Here is a 16,180-nt window from a genome sequence, read left to right on the forward strand (position 1 = left end):
TCCGGCCATCGGTCGTTCCCCGCCGCGTCGCCCCCAAGCGTCGCGGCGTTATCATGCGCGGCGTGCCGGAAATTCCCTTCGGCGTGACGGCATGACGCCCTGTCATCCCGCCGTCGTTCGGGGCATACTGCCGCAAAACTGACAACCCAGGACAAAACGCACATGACCGCCCTTCGCCCCGATATCGACCCCGACGGCCTGCTGGAATATTCCGTGGTCTTCACGGATCGCTCGCTCAACCACATGAGCAAGGTCTTCCAGGGCGTCATGACCGACATCTCATCGATGCTGAAAGAGGTCTACAACGCCTCTGCCGTGGCCATCGTCCCCGGCGGCGGCACCGTCGCGATGGAGGCCGTCGCCCGCCAGTTCGGCCACGACGCCCATGCGCTGATCGTGCGCAACGGCTGGTTCTCCTATCGCTGGAGCCAGATCTTCGACGCAGGCGCCTTCACCTCGGACACGACCGTCTGCATGGCCCGCCAGACCGGCAACGGCGTTCAGGCGCCCTTTGCCCCTGCCCCGATCGAGGAGGTCACCGCGAAGATCCGCGAAGCCAAGCCCGACGCCGTCTTCGCGCCGCACGTGGAGACCAGCGCCGGCATCATCCTGCCCGACGACTACATCACCGCGCTGGCCGAGGCCGCGCACGAGGTGGGCGCGCTGATGGTGCTCGACTGCATCGCCTCGGGCTGCGCCTGGGTCGACATGAAGGCCACCGGCGTGGACGTCCTGATCTCGGCCCCGCAAAAGGGCTGGTCGGCCTCGCCCTCGGCGGGCCTCGTGATGATGTCGGACCGCGCGCTGGAGCGGCTGGAAAAGACCAATTCCAACAGCTTCGCCATCGACCTCAAGAAATGGCACGCGATCATGCAGGCCTACGAGAACGGCGGCCATGCCTATCACGCCACCATGCCCACCGACGCCCTGCGCGGCTTCCGCGACACCATGCAGGAGACGAAGGAATACGGTTTCGAGAAACTGCGGCAGGCGCAATGGGATCTGGGCAATGCGGTGCGCGCCATGCTGGCCGAGAAGGGCGTGACCTCGGTCGCGGCCGAGGGCTACGGCGCGCCGGGCGTGGTGGTCAGCTATACCACCGACCCCGAAATCCAGAACGGCAAGAAATTCAGCGAGCAAGGCATGCAGATCGCCGCCGGCGTGCCGCTGCAAGTGGGCGAGCCCGACGGCTTCATGACCTTCCGGCTGGGGCTTTTCGGGCTGGACAAGCTCTATGACGTCGAGGCCGCGAAGGCCCGGCTGAAAGAGGTGTTCGACAAGGTTCTTTAGCGCCCGCGCGGCCCCTACCGCAGCCGTATGTTACTCTGCGCCCCCAGCCCCCGGCGCAGGCACATCCAGATCACCCAGGCGCTGGCCGCCAGCCACAACCCGCCCCACATCCAGGGGGTGCCGCCGAACTCCTCGGCCAGCATCCGCGCGTCCGAATGCAGCCAGCTGCGCGCGATGGTGTCGCTGTATATGTCGAGCGGCACATAAACCATGCAGACAAGCCCGATCACCCTCAACAGAAGGTCGCTGACATCCCGCGGCGGGTATCTCGCCGCCAACAGCATCGCCGCGCCCGTCGCGGCCCCGAAGACCAGCGCGAAGGGCGACCGCACGTAAAGCACCGTCACCGCCAGGAGCGTCAGCCCCAGCACGCCCAGCACCGCGCGGTCGGCGCGCGTGCGCACGGCGGCCGTGAAAAGCGCCACGCCGATCAGCAGCGAGCCAAGGTATCCCGCGCTCAGGCTGAGGAAGCGATTGCCCCCGCGCGAGGTCACCGCCCCGCCCTGCATCGGGTCGAGCCTCAGGTCCAGAACCTCACCCCCCGTCAGAAGCACCGCCAGCACGTGGCCCAGCTCGTGCAGGAACACCACCAGGAGTTTCAGCGGGATCACCACCGAGGTCCGCCACAGCACCGCAATCGCGGCCACCAGCAACAGCAATTGCCAATGCCCGCGCAGAAATGCCCGCATTCTCAACCCCTTGCGCCCAGCCCCAGCTGCATCAGCGTCTTGCGTACCGGGGCCAGCCCGTACAATGCGTTCAGCGCCTGCATCCGCGCGTCGCGCAGCACCGGCGCGCTGACCATCGAGGCGCGGTTCAGCACGTCGATGCCGGTGACCCGGGCCATCACCTCCCAGTGGCGGCGGGTGTGATAGGTCTCCAGCATCTCGCGGTCGCCCAGGCGTTCGGGATTGGCCTGCGCCAACTCCAGCAGCACATGCAGGTCGCCAAGCGACATGTTCAGCCCCTGCGCCCCGATGGGCGGCACCACATGCGCGGCTTCGGCCACCAGCGCGATGCGTTCGCCCGCCATCCGCTCGGCCACCTGGGAAATGATCGGCCAGACCGTTCGTCGCGAGGCCAGCGTCAGCGGCCCGAAGAGGTGGCAGGACCGCGTGCTCATCTCCGCCTCGAACGCGGCCACGTCCAGCGCGGCCAGCCGCTGCGCCTCGGGGCCGTCCTCCATCCACACCACGGCTGAGGACGGCCGCCCCTCGTAATCCGGCAGCGGGACCAGCGTGAACGGGCCGCCCGTGCGGTGGATCTCGGTCGAGACATTGTCATGCGGGATCGGGTGCGTCACGGCAAAGGCCAGCGCCTTCTGCCCGTAACGCGTTGTTTTCACGGGTATCCCCGCCGCCTCGCGCATAGGCGAGCCGCGCCCGTCGGCGGCCAGAACCAGCCGGGTGCGGATCTTGCTGCCATCGCTCAATCCCACCCGCGCCTCGGCTTCGCGGGTAAACAGGCTTTCCGCCGCCACGCCGGGGCGAAACTCCACGGTATCGAGGCTGTCCAGCTGCGCCACCATCTCGCGCCGCAAGAGCCAGTTGGGCAGGTTCCAGCCAAAGGGCTTTTCCGAGATGTCGCCCGCATCGAAATCCTTGACGACGCGCGGCTCGGGCACCGCACCGCCCGCGTCGACGATACGCATCACCTGCAACGGGGCCGCATGGGCGTCGAGCCTGTCCCAGATGCCCGCCTGCGCCAGAAGCGCCTGCGCCGGTTGCAGGATCGCGGTGGTGCGCAGGTCCGAGCCTTCGGCGTCGCGTTCGGTCACCGGCGGGGCCGGATCGACGCAGAGCACGCGGAATCCCGCGCCCCCGAACAGGGCCGCCGCCGACAGACCGGCAACGCCGCCGCCGGACACGACGATATCATGATCGAAACGGCTCATGCGCAGGCCTCCTTTTCAGCGGCACCATAGACCGCGCACGCGGCGACGGCCAGACCGTCTCAGGCGCGCGAGATGATCAGCAGAAACAGCCATATGACGGGAACGAGCGCCAGCGCCGGCAGGTAGAGACCCGGCACGCCCCAAAGCACGACCGCCCCGCCCCATGCCGCAAGAAGAACGCTCAGGAACAACAGGATACGCACCACAATTGATGTTTCGCTCGACCCCTCCGCCGGGTGTGGTCCGGCGTCGTCCTCGGTGCCTTCGGTCTGGGGCATCGTCTGCATCCTGCGTTATGTCTTGAGACCTGACGTAGGCTGCCGCCGCGCCGCGCAAAAGGTGCAAATCGCCGCAGCGGAGCCTCAGACCAGCCGCGACAGGAACCCCGACAGATCATCGGTATGGTGATGCACATGATCGGCCTCGACCGGCTCGGGGCCGACCAGCACGGTCCGCATCCCCATCGCATGCGGCGCGGCAAGGTTGCGCACGTCATCCTCGAACATCGCGGCCTTCGCGGTCACGACGCCGTCGGTGGCAAAGACCCGGTCGAACGCGGCGCGGTCCGGCTTGGGGTGGAACCCGGCATGTTCCACGCCGTAGATCGCGTCGAACAGCCCCTCCAGCCCCCGCGCCTCAACCACGCGCTGCGCGTAAGGGGCCGAGCCGTTGGTATAAACGATCTTGCGGCCCGGCAGCGCCCGGATATGCGCGGCCAGTTCGGCATCCGCTTCCAGCAGGTCGAAAGAGATGTCGTGCACATCCGTCAGGTACGGCCCCGGATCGACGCCATGCTCGCGCATCAGCCCGGCCAGCGTCGTGCCATGCCGCCGCCAATAGTCCAGCCGCAGCCGGTCGGCCTCGGCCCGGTCGACGCCCAGCGCATTCATCACGAACTGCGTCATCCGCACCTCGATCTGGTCGAACAGGCGCATGTCCGGCGGGTAGAGCGTGTTGTCCAGGTCGAACACCCAGGTCTCCACATGTGCAAAGAACTCTTTCGCCATCGCCTTCCCCCGCTCTTAATTGTCGCAGGGCCCGGCAAGGCTTGCACCCTACCTCCGGCCCCGCATACTCTTGTCCATTGAAACCAGATAACGAATGAGAGTGCGATGACCATAGCCGCGCCGCAGAAAGATGCCTACCACATGATCCTCGAGGCGATCGACACCGGCGATTACAAGCCCGGCGACCGCCTGGTGGAAAGCGACCTGGCAGAGCGGTTCGGCGTGTCGCGCACCCCGATCCGCGAGGCGTTGCAGCGGCTGGAAACCCAGAGCCTGCTCACGCGCGACGGCCGCAGCCTGATCGTGTCATCGCTCGATCACAACCAGCTGGCCGAGCTCTACGTGGTGCGCGCCGAACTCGAGGGGCTGGCCGCGAACCTCGCCGCCCGCCACGCCGCGCCCGAGGAGGTCCGCGTGCTGCGCGACATGGTGACCGACGACCGGGCGCTGGTCGACGACCCCAAGGCGATGGCCCGCGCCAACCGGCGCTTTCACAAGCAGATCCATCTGGCGTCGCACAACCGCTTCCTGGTGCAGCAGCTGGACCTCGTGCATCGCTCCATGGCACTGATGGCCACCACCTCGCTGGCCGCGCTTGGCCGGCCCGAGGATGCGCTGGCCGAACACGATGCGATCGTCACCGCGATCGAGACCGGCAATGCCGAAGCCGCCGGCGACGCCCTGCGCGCCCATATTTCCAAGGCGTTCGTGACCCGGCTGAAGCTGGATTCAGGGGAACTGGATACGCTGATCTGAGGCGGATCTCGTCGCCGGCGGCGGTGCCACGGCCAGCGACAGGCCGTGCTGCGTCTTGTCCCAGAAGAACGGTTTGAGCACCAGCTCGTAGAGCGCCTTGTAGGCCGCCACCGCGCCCAGCGGCAGATAGAGATGCATCGTCGGGACCCAGGCCAGGAGGTGGCGGTGCTTCGGCCCGGTGACCGAGGCCATGTAGATCGTCAGGTTCAGCACCTCGATGGCCAGCAAGAGCGCCCCGAAGGCGACCAGCGCCGTTCGCGACATCAGCGGATCCAGAGGGTGCGGCAAGCCCAGGAACACCAGCCAGAAGGACCACAGGAACGGTGCCAGGACAACCTGGCTCAGGGCGGTCACGAAATGTGCCTGGAATCCCCAGAACTTCCACGCCCCCAGCTGCCGGTACAGCAGACCGGGGCGCCGCATATGCACCAGGTACGTCGTCATGTACCCTTTCAGCCAGCGCGACCTTTGCTTGATCCACGCCCAGGTCCGGCAATTCGCCTCTTCCTCTGTGACGGTCGCCACCATCTCGGTGCGAAATCCGTGCCGGGCCAGCCGGAAGCCCAGGTCGGCATCCTCGGTCACGTTATGCGCGTCCCAGCCGCCCAGCGCCTCCAGCGCGTCGCGGCGGAAATAGAGTGTCGTTCCGCCCAGCGGGATGGCGAACCCGAGCCGCGCCATGCCCGGCAGGATGGTGCGGAACCAGGTGGCGTATTCGATGGTGAAACACCGCGCCAGCCAGTTCTGGCGCGGATTGTAGTAATCCAGGATGCCCTGCAGGCACGCAACCTCGGGCGGCGCCTGCTGGAAATGGCGTGCCACGCGGGTGATCTGGTCGGGCTCGGGCGCGTCCTCGGCGTCGAAGATGCCGATGATGTCGCCCTCGCAGAAATCCAGCGCAAAGTTCATCGCCCGCGGCTTGGTGCGGGGCTGACCGTCGGGCACCACCACCATGCGGATCCAGTTGGGCAGGTCGATCTGCGCCAGCGTCGCCTGGGTCATGGCGTCTTCCTCCTCGAGCACCAGAACCACGTCCAGCAGGCATTTGGGATATGTCAGCTGGCTCAGCCGCGCGACCAGTGCGTGCACCATCTCGGTCTCGCGGAAGAGCGGCACGAGCACCGACACCCTGGGCAAGGGTGTCTTGTCCTCGACGGCCGGCACGATGGTGGCGACCGGCCCCTCGGCCAATCGCGCCACGAAGGCCAGCAGCTTGGTCATCGCCGACACCACCAGGGTGAACGCCGCCCAACCCATCAAGACCGTCAGGATCACCTTGGGAAAGAACAGCGTCGCCACGATCAGCGCGGTCAATCCAGCCAGCACCCAGGCCAGCCGCCCGACATGGCTGTGCGCCCAACTGCGGCAACTCTCCGCCAGGGGAACACGCGCTTGCGCCGCATCGGTCAGGATCTCGTCGAAATGATCCGCGACATGGGTCTGCACCACCTCGCGCGGGGCCATCAGAACCCGGGCGCGCCGAAGATCGGCCGGAAGATGGGCGCGCGCAAAGGCGAGCGCCTCGGGGGCGCCACAGACGATGGCGGGATGCCCGTCACGATCGGTGACGGGAAAGAACGCGTATCGCAACAGGATCCGGGGCGCGAGGGGCACCGCGATGGGGTCCAGCGCCGCGATCTCGTCCGCGTCGACCTGCCGTGACCGGAAGCGCCGCGCATGCGCGTTCAGCAGATCGCCGCGCGTCACCAGGCCCTCGGCCACGAGGATCCGGTCCATACCGGCGTCGCAATGCCGGCGCATCTGCCGCGCCAGGATCGCGTCGCGAACGTTCAGGACCCCCTGCCGGACCAGGTCGGACTCCACCCCCGCCGCGTCAACATCGGCGGCATCCTGGAACGGGTATGTCTGCCGCAGTTCCGAAATCCCCATGACCGTCTGTCCTTCTGCGTGACAGGCGACGGTCTACCAGCGAGCGGTTAACAACGCGTAAAAGAAAGGTTAACGCACCGGCCCCGAGCCCGCCCGAGCAGGCGGACGGGCGGACGGGGCGCCTGCCGGACCCTAGCGGTCCATCGAGGCGGCGAAACGCTCGAACAGGTAAAAGCTGTCCTGCGGGCCGGGGCTGGCCTCGGGATGGTGCTGCACCGAGAACACCGGGCGGTCGGACATGCGGATACCGCAGTTCGACCCGTCGAAAAGCGAGACATGCGACTGCACCACGCCCTCTGGCAAGGTCTGGCTGTCCACGGCGAACCCGTGGTTCATCGACGTGATCTCGACCTTGCCGGTGGTCAGGTCCTTCACCGGATGGTTCGCGCCGTGATGGCCGTGGTTCATCTTGATCGTCCGCGCGCCCAGGGCAAGCCCCAGCATCTGGTGGCCCAGGCAGATCCCGAAGAGCGGCAGGTTCTTTTCAAGAACGCCGCGGATCATCGGCACGGCGTATTCGCCCGTCGCCGCCGGATCGCCGGGGCCGTTCGACAGGAACACGCCGTCGGGGCTTTGCGCCAGAACGTCCTCGGCCGTGGCCGTAGCGGGCATCACCGTCACCTCGCAGCCGGCGCTGGCCAGGCAGCGCAGGATGTTGCGCTTGGCGCCATAGTCGATGGCGACGACCTTGTGGCGCGCCTGCGTCTGGCGCGGGAAACCGTCGGGCCAGGCCCAGCGCATCTCGTCCCAGCGATAGCTTTGCGCGCAGGTCACCTGGCGGGCCAGGTCCATGCCCTCCAGCCCGGCAAAGGCCCGCGCCTTGGCGACCAGCGCATCGGTGTCGAACTTGCCGTCCGCCCGGTGCGCCAGCGCCACGTGCGGCGCGCCTTGCTGGCGGATGGCCCGCGTCAGGCGGCGGGTGTCGACGCCGCCGATGGCCACCCGTCCCCGCCGCGCCAGCCATTCGCCCAGCCGCTCGGTCGAGCGCCAGTTCGACGGCTCGGTCGGGTCCCACTTGACCACCATGCCCTCGGCCACCGGATCGGCGGTTTCATCGTCGTCGGGGTTCACGCCCACGTTGCCGATATGCGGAAAGGTGAAGGTCACCACCTGCCCGGCATAGCTGGGGTCGGTCATGATTTCCTGGTAGCCGGTCATCGCGGTGTTGAAACACAGCTCCGCCGCGACCTCGCCCTCGGCCCCGAACCCGCGCCCGTAGAACAGCGATCCATCGGCCAGGGCAAGACAGGCGGTCGGACGGGCATCGGGCGCGTGCGGCATGGGGGAATCTCCAAGGGGCAAATTGCGCGGAACCTATGGTCAGCCGCCCGCGCGGTCAAGGCCACGTTTCGCGCCGCGACGTCATTCGCTCCGGTCAATAAAACAAGGGCCGGACAGGGTGTCGCAGCTTATTGCACGGCGTTTCGCTTTCCAGTAACGTGGCACGCTTACGGGATGACAAGAGGATACCCTGACATGGGATTGCGCGAACGCGTGAACGACGCCCTGAAACAGGCCATGAAGGACAAGGACACGACGCGGCTGGGCACGCTGCGCCTGATCAACGCCGCGATCAAGGACCAGGACATCGCCCGCCGGGGCACCGACAACGACACCGGCTGTTCCGATGGCGATATCCTCGCCATCCTGGGCAAGATGACCAAGCAGCGCCAGGAAAGCGTCCGCGCCTACGAGGAAGGCGGGCGGCTGGACCTTGCGCAGGAAGAACAGCGCGAGATCGAGGTGATCGAGGAATTCCTGCCCCGCCAGCTGGACGAGGCGGAAGTCGCCAAGGCCATCGACAGCGCCATCGACAAGACCGGCGCCAGCTCGATCCGCGACATGGGCAAGGTGATGGGACATCTCAAGGAGAACTATACCGGGCAGATGGATTTCGGCGCGGTGGGTCCGCGGGTCAAGGACCGGCTCTGCGCCTGACCATCCGGCCTCCCGAAAGCCCGGCCCGCCAGGCACCGCGGGCCGACCGGCGGGCGGCGGGACGTGTTTCGCGGTACGGAAGCTGGCTGACATGATCGCATACAGCACGTATAGTCGGTCCGGGACGGCGCCCCCTGGGCACGGCACGGGACTGGGAAACAGCAAGATATGCGACCCGCGGGATCACAAGACGTTCGGCAACCCGTCTTGCGGGATCCGGACGCGGCGACCGAACAGCCAATGGCCGGACGGCGGGTGAAGATCGACCTGGTGGATTGGCTTGCGCCGCGCATCCCCGCACCCACGGCGCAGGCGCTTGTCGCCGGAATCTGCGCGATCCTCGCGGTGCTGGCGCGCGGGGCAGTCGACACCGTCTTTCCCGGTGCGGGGCCGTTCGCCCTCACCCTTCCCTTCGTGCTTTTTGCCACGCTCTTCGGCCGCTGGGGGGCAGGCGTGGGCGTGATGTGCTTCACCGCCCTCTACGCCTGGTACTTCGTGCTGCCGATCAGGCAGTCCTTCGCGTTCAACGATCCCACCGATGGGCCGAGGGTCTTCGTCAACGTGTTCTCGGGCTTCCTGGTCGTGGCCCTTGCGGAATACTTCCGCCGGGTGGTGCGCCGCGCCTTGCTGGAACGCAACGCCATCGCGGAAGAGCGGCGTCTGCTGTTGCTGGAACTGGATCACCGGGTCAAGAACAACTTCGCCATGGTCAATGCGATGCTGCGTATCGAAATGCGCAAGGCCTCCGAAGCGGCGATGCCGGCGCTCATGGCGATCCACAGCCGGGTGGACAGCATCGCGCGCGCCCACGAGGCGCTCTACCGCGAAGAGGGGCGGCTCGGCGAGGTGCCGATGCGGCCTTACCTCACGACGCTCTGCGCATCGCTTCAATCGGCCTATCTTCAGGGACAGCACAGGTTGACGGCGGATATCGCCGACATCTCGCTTCCGCGGGACAATGCCGTCGAAATAGGCCTGCTGGTCAACGAGCTTTGCATCAACGCCGCGAAACACGCCTTCCCCAATCGCAGCGACGGCAAGATCCATGTCTCGCTCGCCGCCACCGAAGAAACCCTGACCGTCTCGGTTTCCGATGACGGGATCGGCATCCCGGATCAGCCCGCGCGCGAAGGCAGCCAGGGTCACGGGTTGATTCATGCGCTGGCGCAAAAGGCCGGTGGCGCGCTGGAGCGCGTCCCTGTCGAGACCGGCACGAAATTCGAGATGGTGATCTCCAGAGCCTGAACCGAATGACGCGCCCGACGCCTTGAGCCATCCGACATCGCGGCGCCGCCTTTTTCACCGTGAACACCCCCCTCTTTCGCGCCTTCCTTCCCCGGGCCACACGCCTCCGTGAGCGGGCGAAATGCAGGGCCTGCGCGCGCGGGAGCACCTGGAAACACAGGCGATTCGCGACCGCGTTTCAATGATCCGAAATGGCCTCACAGGCAGGCTGGCGATGAGGCGCGCGGTGGCTCTCCCGCAGCCTGAACGTCGCCAAAAACGCTTTCGCAATAAAATAAAACTTTTCAGCACTCCCACGCACTTAAATGTCGCATAACAAGATAATTTAATTCGTTTTCTTGTGAGAGTGCCGTCTTGTGCTACCTTAACGGGTGCTGGGTGGACTGTTAGTTAGTAGGAGTGGAACTATGTCCAAGTACACGCAGTCTGAATTCCTCAAAATTGTCTCCGCTTGTGCGTTGCTGTCGACGACGGCGATGTCTCCCGCGCATGCCGAGGGAGGCCTCGGTGGTGCCGTTGGCGGTGCTGTCGGCGGCGTAGGCGGGGCGGTCGGTGGTGCTGTCGGGGGTGTCGGCGCCGCCGCAGGGGTCGGCGCGGGCTCCAGCGATTCGGGCACCGGGGTCGGCGCCGGCGTCGGCGCAAGTGTCGGAGGCACCAGCGTCGGAGCGGGCGTGGGCGTTGGTGTCGGCGATTCCGGTGTCGGCGCGGGGGTCGGTGTGGGCGTCGGAAGCGACAGTGCGTCCGGTTCCGACGGCACAGCCGATTCCGGTTCCGACAGCAGCTCGAACCCCGGTTCCACCGCGAGCGCGGCAAACCCGACCGGGCCCTCGGGCGGCGCAGTGAGCACGCGCAGCGCCATGCCGGACCTGGCTGGCGTCGTGCTCATGTCGTCCGACCGGCAGGTGCTTGGCATCGTCCAGTCGTCCAGGCCCGATCCCCGGGGCGTCCGCGTCGATGTGCAGCTGAACAATCAGCTCGGGATCGGCAAGACGACCACCCAGTTGATCCTGCCCTCGCCGAACCCCCGCTCCGGGCAGATCCAGCTGAGAAAGTCGATGGATAACCTGGTGCGCCTCATCAACTGAGGCAACCCGGACGTTCGGCAACCACCACTCACACCGGGCCGCCGCGACCGCTGCGGCCCGGCGCCTATCCGGCCCCCATCGGGTCGGGCAGCGCGATACGCTTCAGCGCATCGGCGATCTCGCCGTAAACCGCCTTGCGTTCGTCCTCGCTCAGGAACGCGCCGATTTCCACCTGCCGCCCCTTGCCCCTCAGCGTCACGTAGTGCGGCACCGGCCCGCCCGTGGGATGCATCTCGACCTTCGCCCAGTAGCTTTCGCAGTCCCATTCCTGCACCGGCCCGCGGGCGTTGGTGCGCACAAGGTGCACCGCCTCGCGGTCGATCGTCAGCTCCTCGTTCATCTGCGCGTCCTTGTAGGAGCGCTCCAGCGCCGCCCACACGCCCCAGACCGCCAGCAACAGGAACGGCAGCAGCCCCCACAGCGTGACCGTCCCGATCAAAGGATAAAGCGGCAGGGTCAGCATCCCGCAGGTGATCACGATAAAGAGCGCAAAGCCCCGACGCGGCAGCGACCGATGCGGCCAGAGCCGCAGCTCGCACACCTCGTCATCCCCGTCCCGCGTCTGGTTCCACTGATACGGCATGGCGCAACCTTAGCGCACCGGGCGCACGAGGAAAGCGCGACATTTCTGCGCGTAAGGCCTCAGACCTCCAGCCAGATCGTCACCGGCCCGTCATTGACCAGGCTGACCTGCATGTCGGCGCCGAACTGCCCCGTCTCGACCGGCACGCCCTCGCCCGCCAGCGCCTCGGCAAAGCGCTCGTAGAGGCGCCGGCCCTCCTCGGGTTCCGCCGCCTGGGAAAACCCCGGCCGCGTCCCGCGCGAGGTGTCGGCGGCCAGCGTGAACTGGCTGACCACCAGCGCGCTGCCGCCCGTGTCGCGCACCGAGCGGTTCATCTTGCCCGCCTCGTCCTTGAAGATCCGCAGCTTGGCCACCTTTGCCGCCAGCGCCTCGGCCTCTGCCGCGCCATCGCCCTGCATGGCGCAGACCAGCACCAGCAGCCCGGGTCCGGTGGCCCCGATAACCGCGCCATCCACGCGCACCTGGGCCTCGCTCACCCGCTGTATCAATGCCCGCATCGCGCGCGTCCTCCCTTGCCAGTTCCCGGCCACATGCTACCAATTCGCCATGGAACGCAAATCCTTCGTCCCGCGCGGCGCGGCCAGTTTGCGGGTCGAGTATGACGGCCCGCCGCAGGACTATCATTTCCTGCTGCTGCCCCGGCTGACGCTGCTCGCGTTCACCTCGGCGATCGAGCCGCTGCGCGTCGCCAACCAGGTGGCCGGGAAAGAGCTTTATCGCTGGTTCGTCAGCACGATAGACGGCGAAGCTGTATCCTGCTCCTGCGGCGTGACCATCACACCAGACAGCCAGGCCCACGACCTGTCGCGCAGCGACAAGGCCTTCGTCTGCGCCGGTGTCGCCCCGCTGGACACCGCGCCGCCACGGGCGGTGACATGGGTCAACCGGCAATGGGCGCACGGCATCCAGGTGGGCGGCATCTGCACCGGCGCCTTCGCGCTCGCGCGCGCCGGACGGCTGAAGGACCGCCGTTTTACCCTGCACTGGGAAAACCAGCCGGCCTTTCGCGAAACCTTTCCGGGGCTGGAACCCACCGGGCATCTTTACGAGGAAGATTCCGGGCTATTCACCTGCGGCGGCGGCTCGGCGGCGACCGACATGATGCTTGAAATCATCGAGCGCGACCACGGCCCGGCGCTGGCGGCCATCGTCGCCGACATGTGCCTGCACCGCCGCGCGGGCAACCGCAGCGCGCCCCAGCGCCCCGCCTACGCCGCCGCCCTGGGCAGTCACAACCCGCAACTGATCGCCGCGACCGACCTGATGGCCGCCCATATCGAGGACCCGCTCGACATCTCCGAGGTCGCCGCCGATGTGGGCCTCTCCCGGCGTCAGCTCGAACGGCATTTCACCCGCTACCTCGCCGCCACCCCGGCGCAATATTACCTCGACCTGCGCATCGCCCGCGCCCACGCGCTGTTGAACGAAACCCGGCTCAGCATCGGCCAGATCGCCGCCGCGACCGGCTTTGCCAGTGCCTCGCAACTGGCAGAGCGTTTCCGCAAGCGCTATGGCACCACACCACAAGCCTACCGCCGCGGCGCTACATCAAAGTGATCTCGCAAATATTTGTTTTTATTGTGTAAGGCGATACTCTACCGACGCTTCCGCTGAACCTTCGGTCGGCCTTTCGCGGGCTTTTCCTTGCCCGGCGTCTCGTCCATCCCCAACTGGTCGCGCAGCACCCGGGGCCGGATTTCCTCGACCTCGCCCGCCTTCAGCTGCCCCAGTTGGAACGGGCCATAAGACACCCGGATCAGCCGGTTCACCTGGCAGCCCACCGCCTCCATCGCGCGGCGAATCTCGCGGTTCCTGCCCTCGCGAATCCCCACCGTGGCCCAGGCATTGGCGCCCTTCTGCCGGTCCAGCACCACCGACATCGGCTGGAACACCTCGCCATCGAGGGTCAGCCCCTTGCGCAACGGCTCGAACGTCGCATCCTCGGGCCGCCCTTTCACGCGCACGCGGTACTTGCGCACCCAGCCGGTCGAGGGCAATTCCAGCTTGCGCTTGACGCCGCCGTCATTGGTCAAGAGCAGCAGACCTTCCGAGTTCAGGTCCAGCCGTCCCACGCTAAGAACGCGCGGCAAATCCTCGGGAAGCTTGTCGAAAATCGTCTCGCGCCCCTGCTCGTCCTTGGTGGTCGTCACCAGCCCCGCGGGCTTGTGATAGAGCCACAGCCGCGGCGGTTCGGGCGCGTCCAGCGCGCGGCCATCCACCTCGATCCGGTCGGCATCGGTCACGTTCAGCGCCGCGCGGTCGATCACCGCGCCGTTCACGCGCACCCGGCCCGCCTCGATCATGCGCTCGGCCTCGCGCCGGCTGGCCACGCCGGCACGGGCGATCACCTTGGCGATCCGGTCGCCTGCGGGCGTCTGAGGGTCGGGTTTGCGAGTCATGGCCACGGCCTTACCCCATCCTGGCCCCTTGCGAAAGCACCGCCGGCGCGGCAATCAGGGGCATGACGTTCAAAAGCCATATGGACACGGCCCTGGCCGAGGCCCGCGCCGCCGGCGCCCGCGGCGAGGTGCCCGTGGGCGCCGTCGTGGCCGACCCGACAGGCCGGATCGTTGCGCAGGCCGGCAACCGGACGCGGGAACTGAACGACCCCACCGCACATGCCGAAATCCTCGCCCTGCGCGCCGCCTGCGCGGCGGCGGGCAGCGAACGCCTGCCCGGTTACAGCCTGACCGTCACGCTGGAACCCTGCGCAATGTGCGCCACCGCCATCGCAAATGCCCGCATCGCGCGGCTCTACTATGGCGCCGCCGACCCCAAATCCGGCGGCGTGGCCCAGGGCGCCCGGATTTTCACCCATGCCCAGACACACCACGCGCCCGAGATTTACGACGGCATCAACGCCACCGAGGCCGAGGCCCTGCTGAAGCATTTCTTCAGAACGCTGCGTGAAGAATAAAGCGCAAAACGCTCTTTTTCTTGCCAAAAATACTCATACAGCAACGCTGACGCCCGAACCCCGCCTGGAGGTCCGGGCACCAAAAGCGTTCTCAAAGCTTTTACCAAAACTTTTCAAAAAAGTTTTGCCCCCGCTCAGATCTCGATCGCCGTCGTCACCTCGGGCTCGATCACGTCGACCCCCGGCAGGCCGTCCTTCAACGCCTCCGCCGACTGCTCCAGCAGCGGGAAGGTCTTGTAGTGGCACGGAATCACCGTCTTGAAATCGAAGAAGGTCTTCGCCGCGTATGCCGCGCGCGTCATGTCCATGGTGAAATGCCCCCCGGCGCAGAGGATGCCGATATCGGGCTTGTGCAGGTCGTGGAACACGCCCATGTCGGCCATCACGTCGGTGTCGCCCGAGACATAGATCACATGCCCCTCGCCCGCGATCATGAACCCGCATTCGGTCCCCGGCACATGCGGGCCGTTCTCGCCGCCGAAGCTCGAGGAATGCGTGGCGTGCACCATCGTCACCTTCACGTCCCCCAGGGCCACGGTGCCGCCCTTGTTGAAGCCGACAACCTCCAGGCCCGCGGTTTCTTCCCACCAGCCCATCAGGTCGAACTGCCCCACCACCGGCACCGACAGCCTCTTCGCCAGGTCCGGCAGGTCCGACGCATGGTCGAAATGTGCATGGGTCAGCAGGATATGCGTCGCCCCCTTGGTGGCCGCGTCATGATGCGCCTCGTCCAGCATCGGGTTGCCCGTCAGCCACGGGTCGATCAGCAGAACCTGATCGGCGATCTCGATGCGGAAACTCGAATGTCCCAGCCAGATGATTTTCATGACGCTCTCCTTATGTCATTCCCACGGGGAAGTTAGCAGAGAGGCCACCGATTTCCACATGGACTGGACCCGCGCCATCGACGCCTATTGCGAACGCACCGATCCCGGCTTCTGGGCCGAGCCGGTCAACGCGCTAACCAATGCCGCCTTCCTTGTCGCGGCGCTGGTCATGGCGCGGCGCCTGCGCGGCACCGACCTGGTCCTGGCCCGCCCGCTCGTCGCGCTTCTGGCGCTGATCGGGATCGGCTCGTTCCTGTTTCACACCTATGCCCAGCCCTGGGCGGCGATGCTCGACGTCCTGCCGATCATGCTCTTCGCGCTGACCTATCTCTACGCCGCGACGCGCTATTATCTTGGCCTCTCCGCCCTCGCCTCCGCCGCCACCGTCCCGGCCTTTCTCGGGGCAACCGCCCTCGCCATGCCGCTCCTGTCGCAGCTGCCGCTCTATGGCCCGTCGGCCTCCTACCTCACCCTGCCGCTGGTCATCCTGCTCTACGCCTGGCTGACGCGCGCCGGCGCCGCCCTGTCGCGCGGCCTTGCCCTCGGCGCGGGCCTGCTGCTCGTCTCGCTCACCTTCCGCAGCCTCGACACGCCACTCTGCGAGACCCTCGCCCTCGGCACCCATTTCGGCTGGCACGTCCTCAACGCGGTCATGCTGGGCTGGATGATCGAGCTCTACCGCCGTCACGCCCTTGCACCGCACCCGCACGGACGCTAAACGCGGATGCGATAACGCACACGGAGACAC

18 protein-coding genes are annotated in these 16,180 nt (G+C 66.9%); 8 read left to right on the plus strand and 10 right to left on the minus strand.

Annotated features, from left to right (window positions below; genetic code table 11):
• Positions 1–162 precede the first annotated feature (162 nt).
• Positions 163–1,290 carry an aminotransferase class V-fold PLP-dependent enzyme gene (locus KUV49_RS15660; RefSeq protein ID WP_222450750.1) on the plus strand — a complete coding sequence of 376 codons (1,128 nt, stop codon included), beginning with the start codon at positions 163–165 and terminating at the stop codon, positions 1,288–1,290.
• 14 nt (positions 1,291–1,304) lie between these two features.
• Here KUV49_RS15660 and KUV49_RS15665 read toward each other — a convergent pair whose 3' ends face one another.
• From KUV49_RS15665 to KUV49_RS15680, 4 genes are all read right to left on the minus strand, one after another.
• Positions 1,305–1,979 carry a M50 family metallopeptidase gene (locus tag KUV49_RS15665; protein ID WP_222450751.1) on the minus strand — a complete coding sequence of 225 codons (675 nt, stop codon included), beginning with the start codon at positions 1,977–1,979 and terminating at the stop codon, positions 1,305–1,307.
• Positions 1,980–1,981: 2 nt separating this feature from the next.
• Entirely contained in the window at positions 1,982–3,184 is a 1,203-nt protein-coding gene (locus KUV49_RS15670; RefSeq protein WP_222450752.1) for a UbiH/UbiF family hydroxylase, read from the minus strand.
• Positions 3,185–3,243: 59 nt separating this feature from the next.
• A complete protein-coding gene (locus tag KUV49_RS15675) occupies positions 3,244–3,462 on the minus strand; it encodes a hypothetical protein (protein WP_222450753.1) in 219 nt (72 codons plus the stop codon).
• Between the two features lie 84 nt (positions 3,463–3,546).
• A complete protein-coding gene (locus KUV49_RS15680) occupies positions 3,547–4,191 on the minus strand; it encodes a pyrimidine 5'-nucleotidase (protein ID WP_222450754.1) in 645 nt (214 codons plus the stop codon).
• 105 nt (positions 4,192–4,296) lie between these two features.
• Here KUV49_RS15680 and KUV49_RS15685 point away from each other — a divergent pair, with 105 nt between their 5' ends.
• Positions 4,297–4,947, plus strand: coding sequence for a GntR family transcriptional regulator (locus KUV49_RS15685; protein ID WP_222450755.1), 651 nt, complete (start codon positions 4,297–4,299; stop codon positions 4,945–4,947).
• On the opposite strand, the gene KUV49_RS15690 is transcribed toward KUV49_RS15685, so the two are convergent.
• Positions 4,921–6,837, minus strand: coding sequence for a glycosyltransferase (locus KUV49_RS15690; protein ID WP_222450756.1), 1,917 nt, complete (start codon positions 6,835–6,837; stop codon positions 4,921–4,923). The two genes, KUV49_RS15685 and KUV49_RS15690, sit on opposite strands and share 27 nt — an antisense overlap.
• 132 nt (positions 6,838–6,969) lie before the next feature.
• Positions 6,970–8,118, minus strand: a complete 1,149-nt coding sequence (gene carA / locus KUV49_RS15695) for a glutamine-hydrolyzing carbamoyl-phosphate synthase small subunit (protein WP_222450757.1) — start codon at positions 8,116–8,118, stop codon at positions 6,970–6,972.
• Positions 8,119–8,313: 195 nt separating this feature from the next.
• Here carA and KUV49_RS15700 point away from each other — a divergent pair, with 195 nt between their 5' ends.
• The 3 genes from KUV49_RS15700 to KUV49_RS15710 all read left to right on the plus strand — a co-directional run bounded on the left by KUV49_RS15700 (position 8,314) and on the right by KUV49_RS15710 (position 11,105).
• The gene (locus KUV49_RS15700; RefSeq protein ID WP_222450758.1) at positions 8,314–8,775 is read left to right on the plus strand and encodes a GatB/YqeY domain-containing protein; all 462 of its coding nucleotides are present in this window, start codon (positions 8,314–8,316) and stop codon (positions 8,773–8,775) included.
• Between the two features lie 240 nt (positions 8,776–9,015).
• A complete protein-coding gene (locus tag KUV49_RS15705) occupies positions 9,016–10,020 on the plus strand; it encodes a histidine kinase dimerization/phosphoacceptor domain -containing protein (protein WP_222450759.1) in 1,005 nt (334 codons plus the stop codon).
• 407 nt (positions 10,021–10,427) lie between these two features.
• Positions 10,428–11,105, plus strand: coding sequence for a hypothetical protein (locus tag KUV49_RS15710; protein WP_222450760.1), 678 nt, complete (start codon positions 10,428–10,430; stop codon positions 11,103–11,105).
• A gap of 64 nt (positions 11,106–11,169) precedes the next feature.
• Here the strand turns inward: KUV49_RS15710 and KUV49_RS15715 are convergent, their stop codons facing one another.
• Positions 11,170–11,688, minus strand: coding sequence for a DUF2244 domain-containing protein (locus tag KUV49_RS15715; RefSeq protein ID WP_222450761.1), 519 nt, complete (start codon positions 11,686–11,688; stop codon positions 11,170–11,172).
• A 59-nt stretch (positions 11,689–11,747) separates the two neighbouring features.
• Positions 11,748–12,185 (minus strand): D-aminoacyl-tRNA deacylase, encoded by a 438-nt coding sequence (gene dtd, locus KUV49_RS15720; RefSeq protein WP_222450762.1) that lies wholly within the window; start codon positions 12,183–12,185, stop codon positions 11,748–11,750.
• A 49-nt stretch (positions 12,186–12,234) separates the two neighbouring features.
• On the opposite strand from dtd, the gene KUV49_RS15725 reads away from it, so the two are divergent.
• Entirely contained in the window at positions 12,235–13,245 is a 1,011-nt protein-coding gene (locus KUV49_RS15725; RefSeq protein WP_222450763.1) for a GlxA family transcriptional regulator, read from the plus strand.
• Between the two features lie 38 nt (positions 13,246–13,283).
• Here the strand turns inward: KUV49_RS15725 and KUV49_RS15730 are convergent, their stop codons facing one another.
• The gene (locus tag KUV49_RS15730; protein ID WP_222450764.1) at positions 13,284–14,087 is read right to left on the minus strand and encodes a pseudouridine synthase; all 804 of its coding nucleotides are present in this window, start codon (positions 14,085–14,087) and stop codon (positions 13,284–13,286) included.
• 62 nt (positions 14,088–14,149) lie between these two features.
• On the opposite strand from KUV49_RS15730, the gene KUV49_RS15735 reads away from it, so the two are divergent.
• Positions 14,150–14,605, plus strand: a complete 456-nt coding sequence (locus KUV49_RS15735; RefSeq protein WP_222450765.1) for a nucleoside deaminase — start codon at positions 14,150–14,152, stop codon at positions 14,603–14,605.
• Between the two features lie 134 nt (positions 14,606–14,739).
• Here the strand turns inward: KUV49_RS15735 and KUV49_RS15740 are convergent, their stop codons facing one another.
• Positions 14,740–15,432, minus strand: a complete 693-nt coding sequence (locus tag KUV49_RS15740) for a metal-dependent hydrolase (RefSeq protein WP_222450766.1) — start codon at positions 15,430–15,432, stop codon at positions 14,740–14,742.
• Here KUV49_RS15740 and KUV49_RS15745 point away from each other — a divergent pair.
• Entirely contained in the window at positions 15,431–16,150 is a 720-nt protein-coding gene (locus KUV49_RS15745; protein WP_315899519.1) for a ceramidase domain-containing protein, read from the plus strand. The genes KUV49_RS15740 and KUV49_RS15745 overlap by 2 nt on opposite strands.
• The last annotated feature ends 30 nt before the right edge of the window (positions 16,151–16,180 follow it).

The organism is Roseovarius atlanticus, assembly GCF_019802205.1.
GTDB classification, from domain to species: Bacteria; Pseudomonadota; Alphaproteobacteria; order Rhodobacterales; family Rhodobacteraceae; genus Roseovarius; species Roseovarius atlanticus_A.

Excerpts from the sequence above, each read along its gene's own strand:
- KUV49_RS15675 (WP_222450753.1), bottom strand. The coding sequence starts at position 3,462 with ATGCCCCAGACCGAAGGCACCGAGGACGACGCCGGACCACACCCGGCG.
- KUV49_RS15685 (WP_222450755.1), top strand. The coding sequence starts at position 4,297 with ATGACCATAGCCGCGCCGCAGAAAGATGCCTACCACATGATCCTCGAG.
- KUV49_RS15700 (WP_222450758.1), top strand. The coding sequence starts at position 8,314 with ATGGGATTGCGCGAACGCGTGAACGACGCCCTGAAACAGGCCATGAAG.
- KUV49_RS15740 (WP_222450766.1), bottom strand. The coding sequence starts at position 15,432 with ATGAAAATCATCTGGCTGGGACATTCGAGTTTCCGCATCGAGATCGCC.
- KUV49_RS15660 (WP_222450750.1), top strand. The coding sequence starts at position 163 with ATGACCGCCCTTCGCCCCGATATCGACCCCGACGGCCTGCTGGAATAT.
- KUV49_RS15690 (WP_222450756.1), bottom strand. The coding sequence starts at position 6,837 with ATGGGGATTTCGGAACTGCGGCAGACATACCCGTTCCAGGATGCCGCC.
- KUV49_RS15715 (WP_222450761.1), bottom strand. The coding sequence starts at position 11,688 with ATGCCGTATCAGTGGAACCAGACGCGGGACGGGGATGACGAGGTGTGC.
- KUV49_RS15735 (WP_222450765.1), top strand. The coding sequence starts at position 14,150 with ATGACGTTCAAAAGCCATATGGACACGGCCCTGGCCGAGGCCCGCGCC.
- dtd (WP_222450762.1), bottom strand. The coding sequence starts at position 12,185 with ATGCGGGCATTGATACAGCGGGTGAGCGAGGCCCAGGTGCGCGTGGAT.
- KUV49_RS15710 (WP_222450760.1), top strand. The coding sequence starts at position 10,428 with ATGTCCAAGTACACGCAGTCTGAATTCCTCAAAATTGTCTCCGCTTGT.
- KUV49_RS15745 (WP_315899519.1), top strand. The coding sequence starts at position 15,431 with ATGACGCTCTCCTTATGTCATTCCCACGGGGAAGTTAGCAGAGAGGCC.
- KUV49_RS15680 (WP_222450754.1), bottom strand. The coding sequence starts at position 4,191 with ATGGCGAAAGAGTTCTTTGCACATGTGGAGACCTGGGTGTTCGACCTG.
- KUV49_RS15665 (WP_222450751.1), bottom strand. The coding sequence starts at position 1,979 with ATGCGGGCATTTCTGCGCGGGCATTGGCAATTGCTGTTGCTGGTGGCC.
- KUV49_RS15730 (WP_222450764.1), bottom strand. The coding sequence starts at position 14,087 with ATGACTCGCAAACCCGACCCTCAGACGCCCGCAGGCGACCGGATCGCC.
- carA (WP_222450757.1), bottom strand. The coding sequence starts at position 8,118 with ATGCCGCACGCGCCCGATGCCCGTCCGACCGCCTGTCTTGCCCTGGCC.
- KUV49_RS15705 (WP_222450759.1), top strand. The coding sequence starts at position 9,016 with ATGGCCGGACGGCGGGTGAAGATCGACCTGGTGGATTGGCTTGCGCCG.
- KUV49_RS15670 (WP_222450752.1), bottom strand. The coding sequence starts at position 3,184 with ATGAGCCGTTTCGATCATGATATCGTCGTGTCCGGCGGCGGCGTTGCC.
- KUV49_RS15725 (WP_222450763.1), top strand. The coding sequence starts at position 12,235 with ATGGAACGCAAATCCTTCGTCCCGCGCGGCGCGGCCAGTTTGCGGGTC.